General features: G+C 68.4%; 8 protein-coding genes. All 8 read left to right on the plus strand.

Features of this window, described 5'->3' with window-relative positions; genetic code table 11:
* The 8 genes from QU663_RS01345 (at position 1) to QU663_RS01380 (ending at position 15,817) form a co-directional block, all read left to right on the plus strand.
* A complete protein-coding gene (locus QU663_RS01345) occupies positions 1–495 on the plus strand; it encodes a DUF456 domain-containing protein (RefSeq protein WP_021610782.1) in 495 nt (164 codons plus the stop codon).
* Between the two features lie 94 nt (positions 496–589).
* A complete protein-coding gene (locus tag QU663_RS01350) occupies positions 590–1,870 on the plus strand; it encodes an adenylosuccinate synthase (RefSeq protein WP_021610783.1) in 1,281 nt (426 codons plus the stop codon).
* A gap of 395 nt (positions 1,871–2,265) precedes the next feature.
* Positions 2,266–3,180, plus strand: coding sequence for a hypothetical protein (locus QU663_RS01355; protein WP_232210898.1), 915 nt, complete (start codon positions 2,266–2,268; stop codon positions 3,178–3,180).
* Positions 3,181–3,432: 252 nt separating this feature from the next.
* Positions 3,433–4,107, plus strand: a complete 675-nt coding sequence (locus tag QU663_RS01360) for a heme-binding beta-barrel domain-containing protein (RefSeq protein ID WP_021612463.1) — start codon at positions 3,433–3,435, stop codon at positions 4,105–4,107.
* Positions 4,100–5,344: a folate-binding protein YgfZ gene (locus tag QU663_RS01365; RefSeq protein WP_021612462.1), complete on the plus strand. Its 1,245-nt coding sequence runs from the start codon at positions 4,100–4,102 to the stop codon at positions 5,342–5,344. The genes QU663_RS01360 and QU663_RS01365 overlap by 8 nt, the downstream gene beginning before the upstream one ends.
* Positions 5,344–5,889: a D-aminoacyl-tRNA deacylase gene (dtd, locus tag QU663_RS01370; RefSeq protein WP_021612461.1), complete on the plus strand. Its 546-nt coding sequence runs from the start codon at positions 5,344–5,346 to the stop codon at positions 5,887–5,889. Before QU663_RS01365 ends, dtd begins: the two co-directional genes overlap by 1 nt.
* Before the next feature lie 1,123 nt (positions 5,890–7,012).
* A complete protein-coding gene (locus QU663_RS01375; RefSeq protein WP_021612458.1) occupies positions 7,013–9,481 on the plus strand; it encodes an ATP-dependent Clp protease ATP-binding subunit in 2,469 nt (822 codons plus the stop codon).
* A gap of 186 nt (positions 9,482–9,667) precedes the next feature.
* Complete coding sequence (locus QU663_RS01380; protein WP_304990636.1) at positions 9,668–15,817, plus strand: Ig-like domain-containing protein; 6,150 nt, start codon at positions 9,668–9,670, stop codon at positions 15,815–15,817.
* Positions 15,818–15,856 lie beyond the last annotated feature (39 nt).

Below are 15,856 nucleotides of genomic sequence, written 5' to 3' on the forward strand. Positions count from 1 at the left end.
ATGAGCGTCCTTGGAACCGTCATCGTCGGCATCGTCATCCTCATCGGAGTGATTGGCGCGGTCGTGCAGATTTGGCCGTCCGCGCCCGTCGTCGGCGGCGCGATCCTCGTGTGGTCGTGGATGACGGGCACGCGCTCCGCGTGGATCATCTTCGCGATTGCGGCGATCGTCCTCATCGTCGGAACGGTCCTGAAATACGTGATCCCCGCCCGCGGCATGAACAAGGCGGGAATCCCCCAATCCACGCTCGTGTGGGGCGCCGTCGGCGGCGTCGTCGGCTGGTTCATCGGACTGCCCCTCGGCCTCGTCCTCGGCATGATTGTCGCCATCTTCGGTGTCGAATACCTGCGCAGCCGCGACACTGCCAGCGCCTGGACGGCCACCCTCCACGCCCTCAAGGCCTTCGGCTGGACAATCGCCATCGAGCTGATCGCCGCCCTCACGAGCGCCACAGCGTGGGGCGTCGGCGTCGCCCTGGCCGCCACCGGAAACTGACGCGACCAGCCGGTACCCCGGCCTCGTCGTTCCTCCGGTACGATGGGTCTGTTGCGCGCACCCGCGCGACTCACCCAACTTAACGGAGATACTCATGCCCGCCGTCATCGTGCTCGGCGCCCAATGGGGCGACGAAGGCAAAGGCAAGGCCACTGACCAGCTCGGCCAGCACACCGACCTCGTCGTGAAGTTCAACGGAGGCAACAACGCCGGACACACCGTCGTGATCGACGGCGACAAGTACGCGCTGCACCTCCTGCCCGCCGGAATCCTCTCCGAAGGCGTCACCCCCATCATCGGCAACGGCGTCGTCGTCGACCTGGACGTGCTCTTCGAGGAGCTCGAGGACATCACCTCGCGCGGCGTCGACTGCTCGCGCCTGCGCATCTCCTCCAACGCGCACATCATACCCCCGTACAACCGCCTCATGGACCAGGCGAACGAGCGTGCGCGCGGCAATAACCTGATCGGTACGACGGGTCGAGGTATCGGCCCCACCTACGCCGACAAGATGAACCGTATCGGCCTGCGCATCCAGGACCTCTTCCACCCCGAGGAGCTGCGCGCCAAGGTCGAGGCCGCCCTGGCCCCCAAGAACACCATTTTCGAGGCCGTGGACCTGCAGGTGCTCGACCCCGCCGAGGTGGCCGACCACCTCCTGTCCTTCGCGGAGCGCGTCAAGCCGATGCTGTGCGACGTGTCCCTCGTTGTCAACGACGCGCTGGACCGCGGCGAGACCGTCCTCTTCGAGGGCGGCCAGGCCACGATGCTCGACATCGACCACGGCACCTACCCCTTCGTGACCTCCTCCAACCCGACCGCGGGCGGCGCGCTCACCGGCTCCGGCGTGGGCCCGACCCGCATCGACCGAGTCGTCGGCGTCGCCAAGGCGTACACGACGCGCGTCGGCGAGGGCCCGTTCCCCACGGAACTGGACGACGAGGTCGGCGAGGCCCTGCGCGCCAAGGGCGGCGAATTCGGCGTGACCACCGGTCGCCCGCGCCGCACCGGCTGGTTCGACGCCGTCGTCATGCGATACGCGACGCGCATCAACGGCCTGACCGACATCTGCCTGACGAAGCTTGACGTGCTCTCCGGCTACGACACGATCCCCGTGTGTGTCGCCTACGAGGTCGACGGAGTGCGCACCGAGGAAATGCCCCTCGATCAGGCCGGCTTCGAGGCCGCCGTGCCCGTGTACGAGGAGCTGCCCGGCTGGAGCGAGGACATTTCGCAGTGCCGTTCCTTCGAGGAGCTGCCCCAGGCCGCCCAGGACTACATCACGCGCCTGGAGGAGCTGTCGCGCTGCCGCATCCAATCGATCGGCGTGGGTCCGGGCCGCGAGGCCACGATCGTGCGCTATCCGCTCATGTGACGGCTCACTGAGACACTAGTGGGGGCCGGTGCCGCGTTGCGGCGCCGGCCCCCACCCGTTTGACGCGCCGCCGTCGGCGCGCATGTACGACGAAGCACGCCGAACCGAATGCGCCTGTCGGCGCGAAGGCCGCTCGTAGCGGCAGAGTGTGGAGCCCGGGGCATACCGGTCCGGCGTGCCCCTCAACCCTACGACTAAGCCCCGCGCGCACGCTCGCCGTGGGGGCGTGGATCAACCCACACAGGGGAGTGCGCCACAGTCGCCACCGCGTCGACCACCAACGACGAGGCCGTGGCCGCCTTCCCCGCGAACCCTCCCATCCCCCGTGGCGGAGCCGACCCGCCTGGGCGGCCCCGGCCTCGTCGAGTGCCCACATGTGGGACCATGGAAGCGTGATGACATCGACCCCGCCCACGCGCCCCCGAACCAACCGCGGGCGCCGCCGCGACACCCTGGCCACCCGGCGTGTGCCCAACAGCATCGGCACCCTCACCGTCACCCTGCTGGCGGTCCTCACGATCGTCGCGTGGTGGCTGCCCGGCTCACGATGGAGCGTCGGCCCCATCGTCGCGCTCGCCTCCTTCCTCCTGGCCCTCGGGTGGCCGACCCTGGCGCGGCTGCACATGCCGTGGCTCGCGCAGGCGGTCCTCGCCCTCGGCGGGGCGCTGACCCCCATGGCCGTCGCCTACTGGAAGAACCTCGACATCGCTGTCCCGCTGACCGGCATCGCGCTGGTCGCGCTGGTGGCCGCCACCATCCTCGACGCGCCCGCGCCGCGCGACCACTCGGTGGGGCACACGAGCGAACACTGGGGCTCCACTGCGCTCAGCGCCGCGCTCGCCTCGTCCGTGACCGCGCTCCTCATCATCACGTCGGCCTCCATGTGGGTCTCCCTCACCGTCCACGAGCGCTGGTCCGTCATCGTCCCCATGGCCGCCCTGATCGCCATCGTCGGCGCGGCGGCTGCACGCGCCGGGCGCAGCGCGAAAGCCGGCGTCGTCATGGCGATGCTCGCGGGCATCGTCGCGGGCCTGGTCGCCGCGTCGATCGCCTGGTTCCTCGGGGAGACATCGGACCTGCTGCCCGTCGTCTTCCCCTTCATCGCCAAGCGTTTCGGCGACTTCGCCGCATTCCTGACCCTGGGCGGCGTCACCGGCTTCGGCGTCGGCTTCGCCGTGTCGGTCGTTGACGCGCTCCTGGGCGAGCGCGCCTCCTCCGCGCAGCTCGCCAACGTTCTGGGCCGAGGCGCCGCGAAGTTCCTCGTCGCCGCCCTGCCCGTCTACGCGATGATCCGCATCGGCGGCATCTGAGGTATCTCGGCGGCTGAGTTATCGAGGTGTCTCAGGCCCCACGGTGTCTCATACCCCACGGTGTTTCAGGCCCCACCCGGGCCAGGTGCTGCCCGCCCCCGTGCCGCGCGCGCTGCCCGCGCCTCGTCCCTGTGCGCCCCCCGCGCCGCGCGGTGCGCGCGCACGCCACGCGCACGCCACGCGCGCACGCCACGCGCGCTGCCCGTGCCCACGCCACGCGCGCTGCCCGTGCCCACGCGTTAGGCTGGAGGCATGATGGTGATACCCGCTGACTTGCCCGCACTCGTCGCTCCCGTCGCGTGGATGCTCGGAACCTGGGAGGGGTGGGGCATGCGCGCCGTCGCGCCCACCCCCGGCCAGGATCGGCCCGCCGAGGACGCTCCCGCCGACGCCCCCGTCGTCGAGGAGATCCGCGGTGACGTCGTCGGCGAGCAGATGCGCCTGGTGACCCGCGTGTACGCGGGCCAGGCCTCGGTCCCGGTCGATCCCACGTGGGACGCCGCGCAGGGCCTGGCCGTGATCCAGAAGGGCGACCTGATCAGCGAAGAGACCCTGTACGTGTCCGTCGCCCCCTCCGACGCGCCGCTGCCCCCGCCCGGCCAGTACAACTCCCGCGAGTTCACTGCGACGTCCGCCTCCACTGAGGGCCACAGCGCCGTGTGGGACGGCGTGAGCGTCGGCCCGCGCGTGCAGATGGTCTCCGACGCGATCGCGCTCGGCGCGGACGCGACCCGCCTGACGCACCTGGGCCGCATGTTCGGCCTGGTCGCCGGCGAGCTCATGTGGACGCAGGAGCGCACGCTCGACGGCGAGGACGAGGCCGACGTCGAAATCTCCGGCCGACTGCACCGCACCGAGCAGGCCTCGACCGCCTCCGGTGAGGTCATCGACGGCATCGACGACTCCCGGGAAGGTTTCCTTGTCTGAGTCCGCGCTCGATTCCGAGTTCGTCGACGAGGCCGTGGCCTCCTTCGGCGCGACCCCGCACTTCGGGGACCCGTCGGGGGAACAGTGGGCCCTCGAGTCCGGGCGTGCGCTGGTGCGCCGCCCGGACCTGGCGGTCATCTCCGTGTCGGGGGCCGATCGGCTCACCTGGCTGACGTCGCTGGCCTCCCAGGTCGTCACCGGCCTCGTGCCCGGCGCGAGCCGCGAGCTGCTGATCCTCTCGCCCGAGGGGCGCGTTGAGCACTGGGCGGGCGCGAGCGACGACGGGGAGGCGCTGCACCTGATCGTGGAGCGTGCGGATTGTTCGGGATTCGTGGAGTTCCTAGACTCGATGCGCTTCGCGCTGCGCGTTTCTGTTGCCGAGCGCGACGTCGCCGTGTTCTCCTCGGTGCGCGTAGGCGCAAACACGCCCGAGGCTGTGGCCGGCCTACCCGGTCACCTGTGGACCTGGGAGGACCCGTGGCCTGGTGTGGTCGAGGGCGGGGCCGCCTACTTCCAGGGAGCGCGCCATCCCGGCGCGCGTACCCCCATGATGTTTCACGCTGTTTCACGGCAGGCCGCGGACGAGTTCGAGGCCGCGTGGCTTGCCGACGGAGCTGTTTCCGGCGCTACCGAGGCAAACGCAGCGCCCTCTTCTGCTCCCGCCGCGGTACCCTCCTCGGTGTCGTCCCCAGCAGGCGGTAAGCGCCGCCGAGCCGGGTACCTGGCGTGGGAGGCGATGCGCATCGCCGCGTGGAAGCCGCGCCTGGGCCGCGACACCGACGCCCGCGCGATCCCACCCGAGGTCGACTGGCTGCGAACCGCCGTCCACACGTCGAAGGGCTGCTACCGCGGGCAGGAAACCATTGCCCGAGTCCTGAACCTGGGGCGGCCTCCGCGCCGCCTCACCTACCTGCAGCTGGACGGCTCTCGCTCCGACCTGCCCGCGCCGGGCACCCCCATCGAGGTGGGCGGGCGCCAGGTCGGCGTCATTACCTCCTCGGCCCGCCACGCGGACGAGGGCCCCATCGCACTCGCGCTCATCGCCCGCGCCGTGCCCGTGACCACTGTGTTTGACATCGACGGTGTCGCCGCCGCCCAGGAGGAGATCGTGCCCGTCCATGGCAAGTCCTCCGTCTCGCCGCAGACCCGCCCGGGTGCCGACCTCTCCCGCGAGGCCGGCCAGCGCGGCGGTTCCACGGGCTTCGGTGGCCTCGGCTCGGCCCTGGGGGCGCGCTGATGCGCGCCGTCATCCAGCGCGCCACCTCCGGCGAAGTCCGCGTCGGGGGCCGCGTCGTCGGCCGCCTCGTCTTCGATCCTGTCGACGAGGCCGGGGCTGGCTGTGCGGGGCCTGCCTCGTCGGGCGGGGTCGTGTCCAGTCCCGGCGAGCAGAACCCAGCCACCCCCGCGGGGGAGTGGTCCAGCGGAGCACGCCAAGGCCTCGTCGTCCTCCTGGGCGTCCAGCGTGGCGACGGCCCCGACCAGGTCGCCACGGTCGCCCGCAAGATCGCCGAGCTGCGCATCCTCGACGACGAGCGTTCCGCGCTCGATGTGGGTGCCCCGATTCTCGTGATCTCGCAGTTCACCCTGTACGGGGACACCCGCAAGGGGCGCCGCCCGTCGTGGGCGCACGCCGCTCCCGGGGAGGAGGCCGAGCCCCTCGTCGACGCGGTCGTCGCTGACCTGCGAGGCCGGGGCCTGCACGTGGAAACCGGCCAGTTCGGGGCGATGATGGAGGTCTGCCTGGTCAACGATGGCCCGTTCACGGTCCTCGTCGAGGCATAATGCGCCAGGGATTGTGGGCCTGGAGCTACGGGCCTGGTCCCCGGTTGCCGGGCTGCGCCGGGCACGGTCGGCCGCGAGAGGGTGCGCGTGAGAGTACCCAGTGACGTGGTGTTCCAGCACTTAGCGGGGCATTACACCGGTTAGTAGGTGGTGTGATGCTCCCGTACTGGTGTAGTGCTTCCGACGCGGGGCATGTTTTTGGAGTCGTGTTCCTGGTGTTGTGGCGTGGGTCATCTTCGACGTGTCTTCGCCTGTTTGTCCTGGTGTTGTGGCTCGCCTTCGCTGGCTGCTTGGGGGGAATTACGACCATAGGAGGTGTGTGGCGGCGTGTCGCCGGCGTGTCGGTGGTCTATGGTTGCAAAATCCCCCGCGGGTTGCTCAAAGTGCAGTCCACTTCGGCAAAATGTGTCGGAAATGGGGTGTTTGGGGCGAGGTGGACTGCGGTTTGAGCGCGGTGTCGTGAGGTGAGGGGGCTGCGGTTTGAGCGCGGGTCTCGATGGGACGTTATGAACGGATACCGCGTGCTGATCGTCGCTGAGGTCGCGGTGTGGCGGGAGTCGTTGCAGGTGAGTCGGCGTCGTCGAGGAGCTGCGGCCGAGCCATCGCAGGAGAATCGACGCGTTGTGGCGTCGGGGGCGGTTCGGAGGGTTGATGGTTTCCCAACAATGTCGCATGCAATTCCCATGTAAACCTTTGAAACATTGAAATGGTGTCGTTGGAATTGCAACGTTTGTGGCGAATATTGAAAGTTCAGGTAATTGAATTGCATGCGAGATTGAGGGGCGTTGTGGAGGGGTCTGGCGTTCATTGGCGTCCTCATCTTGCCCGGGCCTCGGCGCGCTGCCGCCAGCCCCAGTCCCGGTGCCCTGCTCCCAGCCTCCGCACCCAGCCCCAGCCTCAGCGCTCGGCGCGAGTCGCTGGCGTTCGGTACGCCGGCGCGCTGCCTTAGCCGCGGGCCCTTGGCCTCGTACCCCGGCCTCGTACCCCGGCCTCGTCCCTGCGCCCGTCCCTGCGCCGAGGGCGAAAGCGCGCGCACGCCGCCGGAGCTTTCCGTAGGCTGTAATCAGTCAACTGGGACGGGTGTGTGCCGAGCTGCGGTGCCTGCCCCGAAGCAAGGAGAGACATGTTCGAACGCTTTACCGATCGCGCACGCCGTGTCGTCGTGCTCGCGCAGGACGAGGCCCGCGGTCTTAAGCACAATTACATCGGCACGGAGCACCTGCTGCTCGGCCTGATCTCTGAGGGCGAGGGCGTCGCGGCGAAGGCCCTGGAGACGATGGGCATCAAGGGCGAGGCCGTGCGCGCCTCGGTCATTGAGATCATCGGCGAGGGCGAGAAGCCGGTTGAGGGTCACATTCCCTTCACGCCGCGCGCGAAGCGCGTCTTCGAGCTGAGCTTGCGTGAGGCCCTCCAGCTGGGCCACAACTACATTGGCACGGAGCATCTGCTGCTCGGCCTCCTCAAGGAGGGCGAGGGTGTGGCCGCCCAGGTCCTCACCAAGCAGGGCGCGGACCTGGCGCAGGTGCGTCAGACCGTCATCCAGATGCTCAGCGGCTACCAGCGTGGTGACGAGGAGGGCCGCGAGTCCGTGGGCGCGGGCGTGGGCGGCTCTGGTGGTCCCGAGCGCTCGAACTCTGCGATCCTCGAGCAGTTCGGCCGCAACCTGACGCAGGCCGCGCGAGAGAACAAGCTGGACCCCGTCATCGGCCGCCGCGTCGAGATGGAGCGCGTCATGCAGGTCCTGTCGCGCCGCACGAAGAATAACCCGGTCCTGATTGGCGAGCCTGGCGTTGGTAAGACGGCGGTCGTCGAGGGCCTCGCCCAGGCGATCGTGCACGGCGACGTGCCCGAGACCATCAAGGATAAGCAGATTTACAGCCTCGATATGGGGTCGCTGGTTGCGGGTTCGCGCTACCGCGGCGACTTCGAGGAGCGCCTGAAGAAGGTCCTGAAGGAGATTCGCACGCGCGGCGACATCATCTTGTTCATCGACGAGATTCACACGCTTGTGGGTGCGGGTGCGGCAGAGGGCTCGATCGACGCTGCACAGATGCTCAAGCCGATGCTGGCGCGCGGCGAGCTCCAGACGATCGGCGCGACGACGAACGACGAGTACCGCAAGCACATCGAGAAGGACGCGGCTCTCGAGCGTCGTTTCCAGCCGGTGAAGGTCGAGGAGCCCAGCGTCGAGGAGACGGTGGAGATTCTCAAGGGCCTGCGCGACCGCTATGAGGCGCACCATCGCGTCATCATCACGGATGCCGCGATCCAGGCGGCCGCCGAGCTGGCGGACCGCTACATTTCGGATCGGTTCCTCCCCGATAAGGCGATCGACTTGGTCGACGAGGCCGGGGCGCGTCTGCGCATCCGTCGCATGACTGCGCCGCCGGAGCTGCGCGAGCTGGACGAGAAGATCGCCGAGGTGCGCCGCAACAAGGAGGCGGCCATCGACGATCAGGACTTCGAGAAGGCCGCGTCGCTGCGCGACGAGGAGTCGAAGCTCGCCGATGAACGCAAGGCGAAGGAGGAGGCGTGGAAGGGCGGCGAGTCTGACGAGATCGCCGAGGTCGGGGATCAGGAGATCGCCGAGGTCTTGGCCATGTCGACGGGTATCCCGGTCGTGCGCCTCACTCAGACGGAGACCGCGAAGCTGCTCAAGATGGAAGATGAGCTGCACAAGCGCGTCATCGGCCAGGACGAGGCTGTCAAGGCCCTCGCCCAGTCGATTCGTCGCACGCGCTCGGGTCTGAAGGATCCGAACCGTCCCGGCGGCTCATTCATCTTCGCGGGCCCGACGGGCGTGGGTAAGACCGAGCTGGCGAAGGCCCTCGCAGAGTTCCTCTTCGGCGACGAGGATGCCCTGATCCAGCTGGATATGTCCGAGTTCTCGGAGAAGCACACGGCCTCGCGCCTCTTCGGTGCGCCTCCCGGCTACGTCGGCTACGACGAGGGTGGCCAGCTCACGGAGAAGGTGCGCCGCAAGCCGTTCTCGGTCGTCCTCTTCGACGAGGTCGAGAAGGCTCACCCGGACATCTTCAACTCGCTGCTCCAGATCCTGGAGGAGGGGCGCCTGACGGATTCGCAGGGCCGCAAGGTGGACTTCAAGAACACCGTCATCATCATGACGACGAACCTGGGTACCCGCGACATTAACAAGGGTGTCCTGACGGGCTTCCAGACGGCGGATAACTCGACGCACGACTACGGTCGCATGAAGGCGAAGGTCGCGGAGGAGCTCAAGCAGCACTTCCGTCCCGAGTTCCTCAACCGTGTCGACGACACGATCGTGTTCCCGCCGCTGACGAAGCCGGAGATTGCTCGCATCGTCGACCTGATGATCGCGAAGCTGGCCAAGCGGATGGAGGCGCAGGATATGCGCCTGCAGCTGACGGATGAGGCTCGCGAACTGCTGGCCGACGTGGGCTTTGATCCGGTCCTCGGCGCGCGCCCGCTGCGTCGCGCGATTCAGCGGGAAATCGAGGATGCGCTGTCCGAGCGCATCCTGTTTGGAGAGCTGCAACCCGGTCAGGTTGTCACGGTTGGCGTTACCGGAGAGGGTAAGGAGCGGACTTTCACCTTCAACGGAGAGTGATTTACTCGCCAATTGTCCAGGCGTGACAAACCCCATATTGCCTAAGAGCGGCCCGTCTCACAAGGATGGGCCGCTCTCTGGTTGTCAAGTAATCACACCTCTGATAGATTCTCATTAACCATGGATGTCTTGCGAAGTCATGCCACACTATCTGCGAGGCACTGTTCGTGATATGAGAGAGGGTCTATGAACGCACAAGCGCGACGAAACCTGACCAGCGCGAGACGACGCCTGCCGGCGCTCGTCCTCATGCTGGTCGTTGTTGCGCTCTGCGTCGCCGGCGTCATCTACAAGGGTGCCGAAATCACCCAGGTTGACGTCAACGATGGCGGAATTTGGGTGACAAACAAGTCCAAGCAGATGGTCGGGCACCTCGACTATGAGGCCCGAATCCTTGACGGGGCGCTGCGGACGGAGGCTACCAACTTCGACGTCGGTCAGTCCGCCGAAACCGTCACTGTCTCCGACCTGACCTCACTTACTGTTGCCCCGGTCAATGTTACGCAGGTGTCCCTCGGGTCCCCGACGGCGCTGCCCGCGGGCTCGGCCGTCATGCAGGGTGGAGACGTCCTCGGCGTGCTCAATGCGACGGATGGCACACTGTGGACGACCTCGGCCACCTCCCCGAGCCCCACCGCCCTCTCCGACGGCGCCGCCGTGGCCTCGAACATGGGTGCGAGCGCCTTCGTGACCGGCATGGACGGAACCGTCTACGCCCTCTCCTCCTCCGGCACCCTGACGACCGTGAAGCGCCAGGGTTCCGTCGACCAGGCGAAGACCTCGACGATTGAGGGCATCCCCGCCGACGCCCAGCTGTCCATGACGGTCGTCGGCGACCAGGTCGTCGCCCTCGACTCCGCGTCCAACACTCTTTTCCTGCCCGGCGGCCGCACCCTCAACCTGAACGCCGCCGGCGTCGAGGAGGGCGGCGTCCTCCAGCAGGCGGGTCCCAAGGCGGACTCCGTTCTCCTGGCGACCCCTTCCACCCTGGTGACGATCCCCCTCAAGGGCGCCGCTCCCACGATCACCCCAGCCGCTGAGGGCTCGCCCGTCGGCACCCCCGCGGCCCCCGTGCGCCACGAGGGCTGCGCCTACGGCGCCTGGACCGGCTCGGGCGCCTACCTGCGCTCGTGCGACGACCCCGCCTCCAACAGGCAGCAGGTCGTCGACACGCTCACGAGCGCCCGCGAGATCGTCTTCCGCACCAACCGTAAGGCCATCGTCCTCAACGACGTCGCCCAGGGCAGCGTGTGGCTGCCCGACTCGAACATGGTCCTCATGGACAACTGGGACGAGGTCGAAAACCAGCTCGAGGAAACCGAGGAGGAGCAGGATAGCCCCCAGCTCACCAACGAGATCGCCGACCCCGAGCAGCGCGAGGAGAACACCCCGCCCGAGGCAGTGGATGACGAGTTCGGTATCCGCCCGGGGCGCTCGACGATCCTGCCGGTCCTGGACAACGACTCCGACCTTGACGGAGACGTCCTGACCGCCTCCCCGACCTCCCAGCCGGCGTGGGGCGCGGTCACCGCTGCGCGCTCGGGACGAGCCCTGCAGATCACGGGCGTGAGCGTGGATCAGACCGGATCGACGTCCTTCTCCTACGAGGCCTCGGACGGCCTCGCGTCCGCCGCCGCGCGCGTGCAGGTCACGATCCACCCCTACGGGCAAAACGAGGCCCCCACGCAGCTGCGAGCCTCCTCCGTCAAGATCGGCGCGGGTGCCCAGATCCAGTACCAGGCGCTGAGCGACTGGCGCGACCCCGACGGCGACCCGATCTACCTGAAGAACGCCGAGGCCCCCGAGGGGCTGAGCGTCACCTTCACCGAGGACGGCTCCCTGACCATCACCGAGGAGGGCGGCTCCGCCGGCCCCAAGACCGTGGTCCTGACCGTCGCTGACGACCAGGGCGGCGAGACGCGCGGTGAACTCACCGTCAACGTCCAGGAGCCGGGCAACCTGCCGCCCACGGCCAACGGTGACCTCTACCAGGCCCACCCCGGCGAGACGGTGACCCTCGACCCGCTGAAGAACGACACGGATCCCAACGGCGACTCGCTGAGCCTGGCCGCCGTGTCCGGCGCGCCCGCTGGCGCCTCCATCACGCCGGATCTGGACCGCGGCACCATCGACTTTGTCGCGGCTTCTCCCGGCTCCTACTCCTTCGCCTACACGGTCTCCGACGGCATCGCGTCGACGCTGGGCATGATCCGCGTCGAGGTCGTCGAGGCCGCTGCGCTGCCGCCCGTCGCCGAGGACGATACCGCGGTCCTGCCGCAGGGTGGCTCGGTGCTGGTGGCGCCCCTGGGCAACGATTACGATCCCACGGGCGGCGTCTTGACGATCACCTCGATCGACTACTCCTCCGTTCCCGGCCTCGAGGTCGCCCTCATCGACCGCCACCTGCTGCGCGTGACCGCGCCCGCGGGCCTCGACAAGAGCGTGTCCTTCTCATACTCCGTCACCAACGGCCAGGGATCGGCCACCGCTCAGGTGACCGTCATCCCGGGTGCCTCCGACCGCACGGACCTGCCGCCCGTCCTCAAGCCCGACCGAGCCAAGGTGCGCGTCGGCGACGTCGGAACCGTGTCCGTCCTGTCCAACGACCGCTCCCCGGCCGGCCTGAACCTGCAGGTCGAGTCGACGCTCGAGTACGACCCGACCACCGCCCTGGGCACGCCCTTCGTGACCGGCAACCAGGTGCGCCTCGAGGCCGGGGACACCCCCGGCACGATGGATGTCACCTACTCCGTCATCGACTCCGCGGGCAACCGCGCCTCCAGCACCGTCACCTTCGAGGTCTTGGCCGCCTCCGACTCCAACCAGGCGCCGCGACCCCGCGACATCACGGCGTGGGCGACGGCCGGGCAGACCGCCCGCATCCCGGTGACCCTAGACGGCATCGACCCGGACGGCGACTCCGTGACCCTCAAGAGCCTGGACTCTTCGCCGCAGAAGGGGTCGGCGACCGCGAAGGCCACGTGGATCGAGTACACGCCGAACGCTGACGCGTCGGGCACGGATTCCTTCACCTACACGGTTGAGGACCGCCAGGGCGCCCGTGCTTCGGCGCGCGTGCGCGTCGCCGTCACGCCCGTCCCGGCGCTCAACCAGAACCCCGTCGCCGTGCCCGACACGGTCCTGACCCGACCCGACCGTATGGTGACCGTCAACGTCCTGGCCAACGACCTCGACCCGGACGGCGATCCCCTGACCCTGGAAGAGGGCAGCCTCGAGACGGCCACGCCCGAGCTCGACCCCCAGGTCCGCTCGACCACGACCGTCCAGGTGCACACGCCCTCCCAGGCCGGCACCTACCTCGTGTCCTACACGGTGAGCGACGGCCGCGGCGGGGTCGCGCGCGGCACGCTGACGGTGTATGTCCAGGACGACGCGCCCCTGAAGGCGCCGATCGCCCGCGACGACTACGTCGCCTACGAGGACCTGCCGACCGATGGTTCCGCCGTGCGCGTGAAGGTCCTCGACAACGACGAGGACCCCGACGGCAGCATCGACGAGCTGACCGTGACCACCGCCGAGGCGGGCGTGAGCGTCTCCGGCTCCGAGCTGCTCATTCCCGTCACGGACTCCAAGCGCCTCGTCGTCTACACGATCACCGACCGCGATGGCCTCACGAACTCGGCCGTCGTCACGATCCCCGGACGCGACTCGACCGCGCCCTTCCTGAGCTCGGCGAACCTGCCGATCGAGATGGACGCGGGTACCTCGCGCACGATCAACCTGTCGGATTACGTCATCACTCGCGCCGGGCGCACCCCGCGCCTCGTCGAGGGCTCCTCCCCAGTGCCCCAGAACGGCCTCGACTCCGTCGTGGCTGACTCGGACACGCAGCTCACCCTGACCGCCAACGCCTCGTTCTCGGGCAACTCCGCGTTCCTCATCCAGGTCGCGGACGGCGACAGCAGCGACGCCGGCGCGCTGAGCGCCTCCCTGTCGCTGCCCGTGCGCATCAAGGCGACCACGAACCAGCCGCCCACCTTCACTCCGACCGCGATCCGCGTCGAGGCCGGCGGCGAGGCCGTGACCCAGAACCTCGCGCTGGGCGTGCGCGACCCCGAGGGCGTGGACGTCACGACCTTCACCTACGCGATGGACTCCTCGCCGTCCACCATCACGGCGTCCCTGTCGGGCACCACCCTGACCGTGTCCGCCCCCGAGGGAACCCCGAAAGGTTCCGCGGGGTCGATCGCGGTGAGCGTCACCGACGAGGACAACAACAAGGTCAGCGCGCAGATTCCCGTCGAGGTCGTCGTCTCCGACAAGCCGCTCATCCAGGTGCCCGCGTACACTCTGACCGCCAAGATCGGCGACACGGTGAGCGTCGACGTGGCGTCCTCCGCGACCAACCCGTACCCGGAGTCGCCGATCACCCTGGAGAGCGCCACGCTGTCTGCGGGCAGCGCGACTGTCGCCACGTCGGGCACGACCGTGTCGGTCACCCCGAGCGCGTCCGGCACGATCACCGTCAGCTTCAAGGTCAACGACAAGCTGGGCGACCCCGCGCGCGCCGTCCAGGGAACCATTACCGTCACGGTGACGGGCAAGCCGGCCGCCCCTACGCGCGTGACGGCCGAGGCCGAGGGATCGAATGGCGCTCGCGTGACCTTCAACGCGCCGGAGTCCAACGGCTCCCCGATCACCGAGTACCGCGTCTTCGACCAGACGGGACGCCAGGTCGCCACCTGCTCCACCAACGTCTGTAGCGTCGCGGGCCTGAGCGACGGCCAGACCTACTCCTTCACCGTCGAGGCGGTCAACAAGGAGGGCACGTCCGAGCGTTCGACGGCCTCGAACACCATCACGATCTCCGGTGCGCCGGGACGCCCCGGCACCCCCCAGCTGTCGGCCGGAAACACGACGATTAGCGCGTCGTGGTCCGCTCCCGTCGACAACGGCTCTGCGATCACCGGCTACATCGCGACCGCGACGACCGCGACCGGCGAGGCGGGCTACTGCGAGACCACCGGCGTGACCTCCTGCGTCATCCAGGGGCTCAAGAACGGTCAGACCTACACGGTGACGGTGCGGGCACGCAACGCCAAGGGAGAGTCCGCGCCCTCGTTCGGCGCGAAGGCAACCCCGACCGCACCCCTGGCGGACCCGGACACGCCCTCCATCATGAGCGCAACCGTGCGCAACGCGGCAGACCGCAACAAGGTGGAGATCACCCTGACGTGGAGCTACTTCAAGTCTGGCGGTGAGGGCTGGGGCGCCACGACGGTCACCGTCAACGGTGAATCCAAGACCGTGTCCGGTGGCTCTGGCAATGAGACGAACGGAACAGGCACGACGACCATGACCGTCAATCGCGCGGACGTGCTGCGGGCGACCGTGACGGTGAGCAACACGGGAGGCCGCACGGCCACCTCGCCCGCCAAGAACTACACCCCGCCCGCGCTCGAGCCCGAGCACGAGGCCAAGACCACTCCGCTCGCCCCCGACGCGCCGAGGATGGGCCCGACCTCGGACAACGCCCTGGGCAAGATTCGCATCACCAACGTGCGCCTGAAGGAAGGCAACGGCTACACGGTCAACGACCTGGAGATGTACTACCAGGACAGCGCGGAGGGCTGCACGACCAACGGCAACCCCGTCGCCTTCAACAACGGTCAGACCGCCGATTTTGATCTCGGCCCGCTTACCCCGGGTTCGACGATGACCTTCTACTTCTGCCAGCGCGGCAAGAAGGATGACGGCTCCTACGTCTGGAGCCCGGTGACGGCGGCTAGCGGCACGGTCGGCAACGGCCAGCGGTCGGGCCCCGATGATGACGACGACACCCCGATCCCCGTGTTCAACGTGTCGGTGACCCCCTACATCAACAGCGCGTCCGTGTCGTGGACTGTGCCCGCCGGCGTTAACCCCGCGCAGATCAGCGTGTGGGTGAAGGGAATGGAAGGGTCGACCAAGCAGACGTTCAGTGGTCCGATGACCTCGTGGACGGTCTCGGGTCTGGCGCCGGTCAACCAGTACACGGTTGTCGTCGAGATGGTCAGCGCTGGCGGGGCACACCGTCAGGTCGAAGCCACCTTCACAACCACCGAAGCCGCGGAGAATGTCGGCGCGACTTTCGACGGAAAAACCACGTGTTCGAACGGACAGGAATGCGGCTCGATGACGCTGACAGCCAAACGAGCCTCCCAGTTCGGACCGGGGGTCACCCTCGTCTGCACGGTCAGCACCGGGCGCCCCGCCCAAAACACCGAATTCCGCTTCTCACGGGACACGCCGAGCATACCGGGTATCCTGACGGAAGCAATCACCGCCAAAGAGCTCAATGCGCGGAACGTCGTAAAGAGCTGCCGAGTCGAATAGACCACCCCTGATCGAGCAATACTAGAAACGTAGGACAAC

The organism is Schaalia sp. HMT-172, assembly GCF_030644365.1.
Taxonomy (GTDB): domain Bacteria; phylum Actinomycetota; class Actinomycetes; order Actinomycetales; family Actinomycetaceae; genus Pauljensenia.

Bases quoted from the DNA above. Each gene is read 5' to 3' on its own strand.
- QU663_RS01345 (WP_021610782.1), top strand. From the start codon at position 1: ATGAGCGTCCTTGGAACCGTCATCGTCGGCATCGTCATCCTCATCGGA.
- QU663_RS01350 (WP_021610783.1), top strand. From the start codon at position 590: ATGCCCGCCGTCATCGTGCTCGGCGCCCAATGGGGCGACGAAGGCAAA.
- QU663_RS01355 (WP_232210898.1), top strand. From the start codon at position 2,266: ATGACATCGACCCCGCCCACGCGCCCCCGAACCAACCGCGGGCGCCGC.
- QU663_RS01360 (WP_021612463.1), top strand. From the start codon at position 3,433: ATGATGGTGATACCCGCTGACTTGCCCGCACTCGTCGCTCCCGTCGCG.
- dtd (WP_021612461.1), top strand. From the start codon at position 5,344: ATGCGCGCCGTCATCCAGCGCGCCACCTCCGGCGAAGTCCGCGTCGGG.
- QU663_RS01375 (WP_021612458.1), top strand. From the start codon at position 7,013: ATGTTCGAACGCTTTACCGATCGCGCACGCCGTGTCGTCGTGCTCGCG.
- QU663_RS01380 (WP_304990636.1), top strand. From the start codon at position 9,668: ATGAACGCACAAGCGCGACGAAACCTGACCAGCGCGAGACGACGCCTG.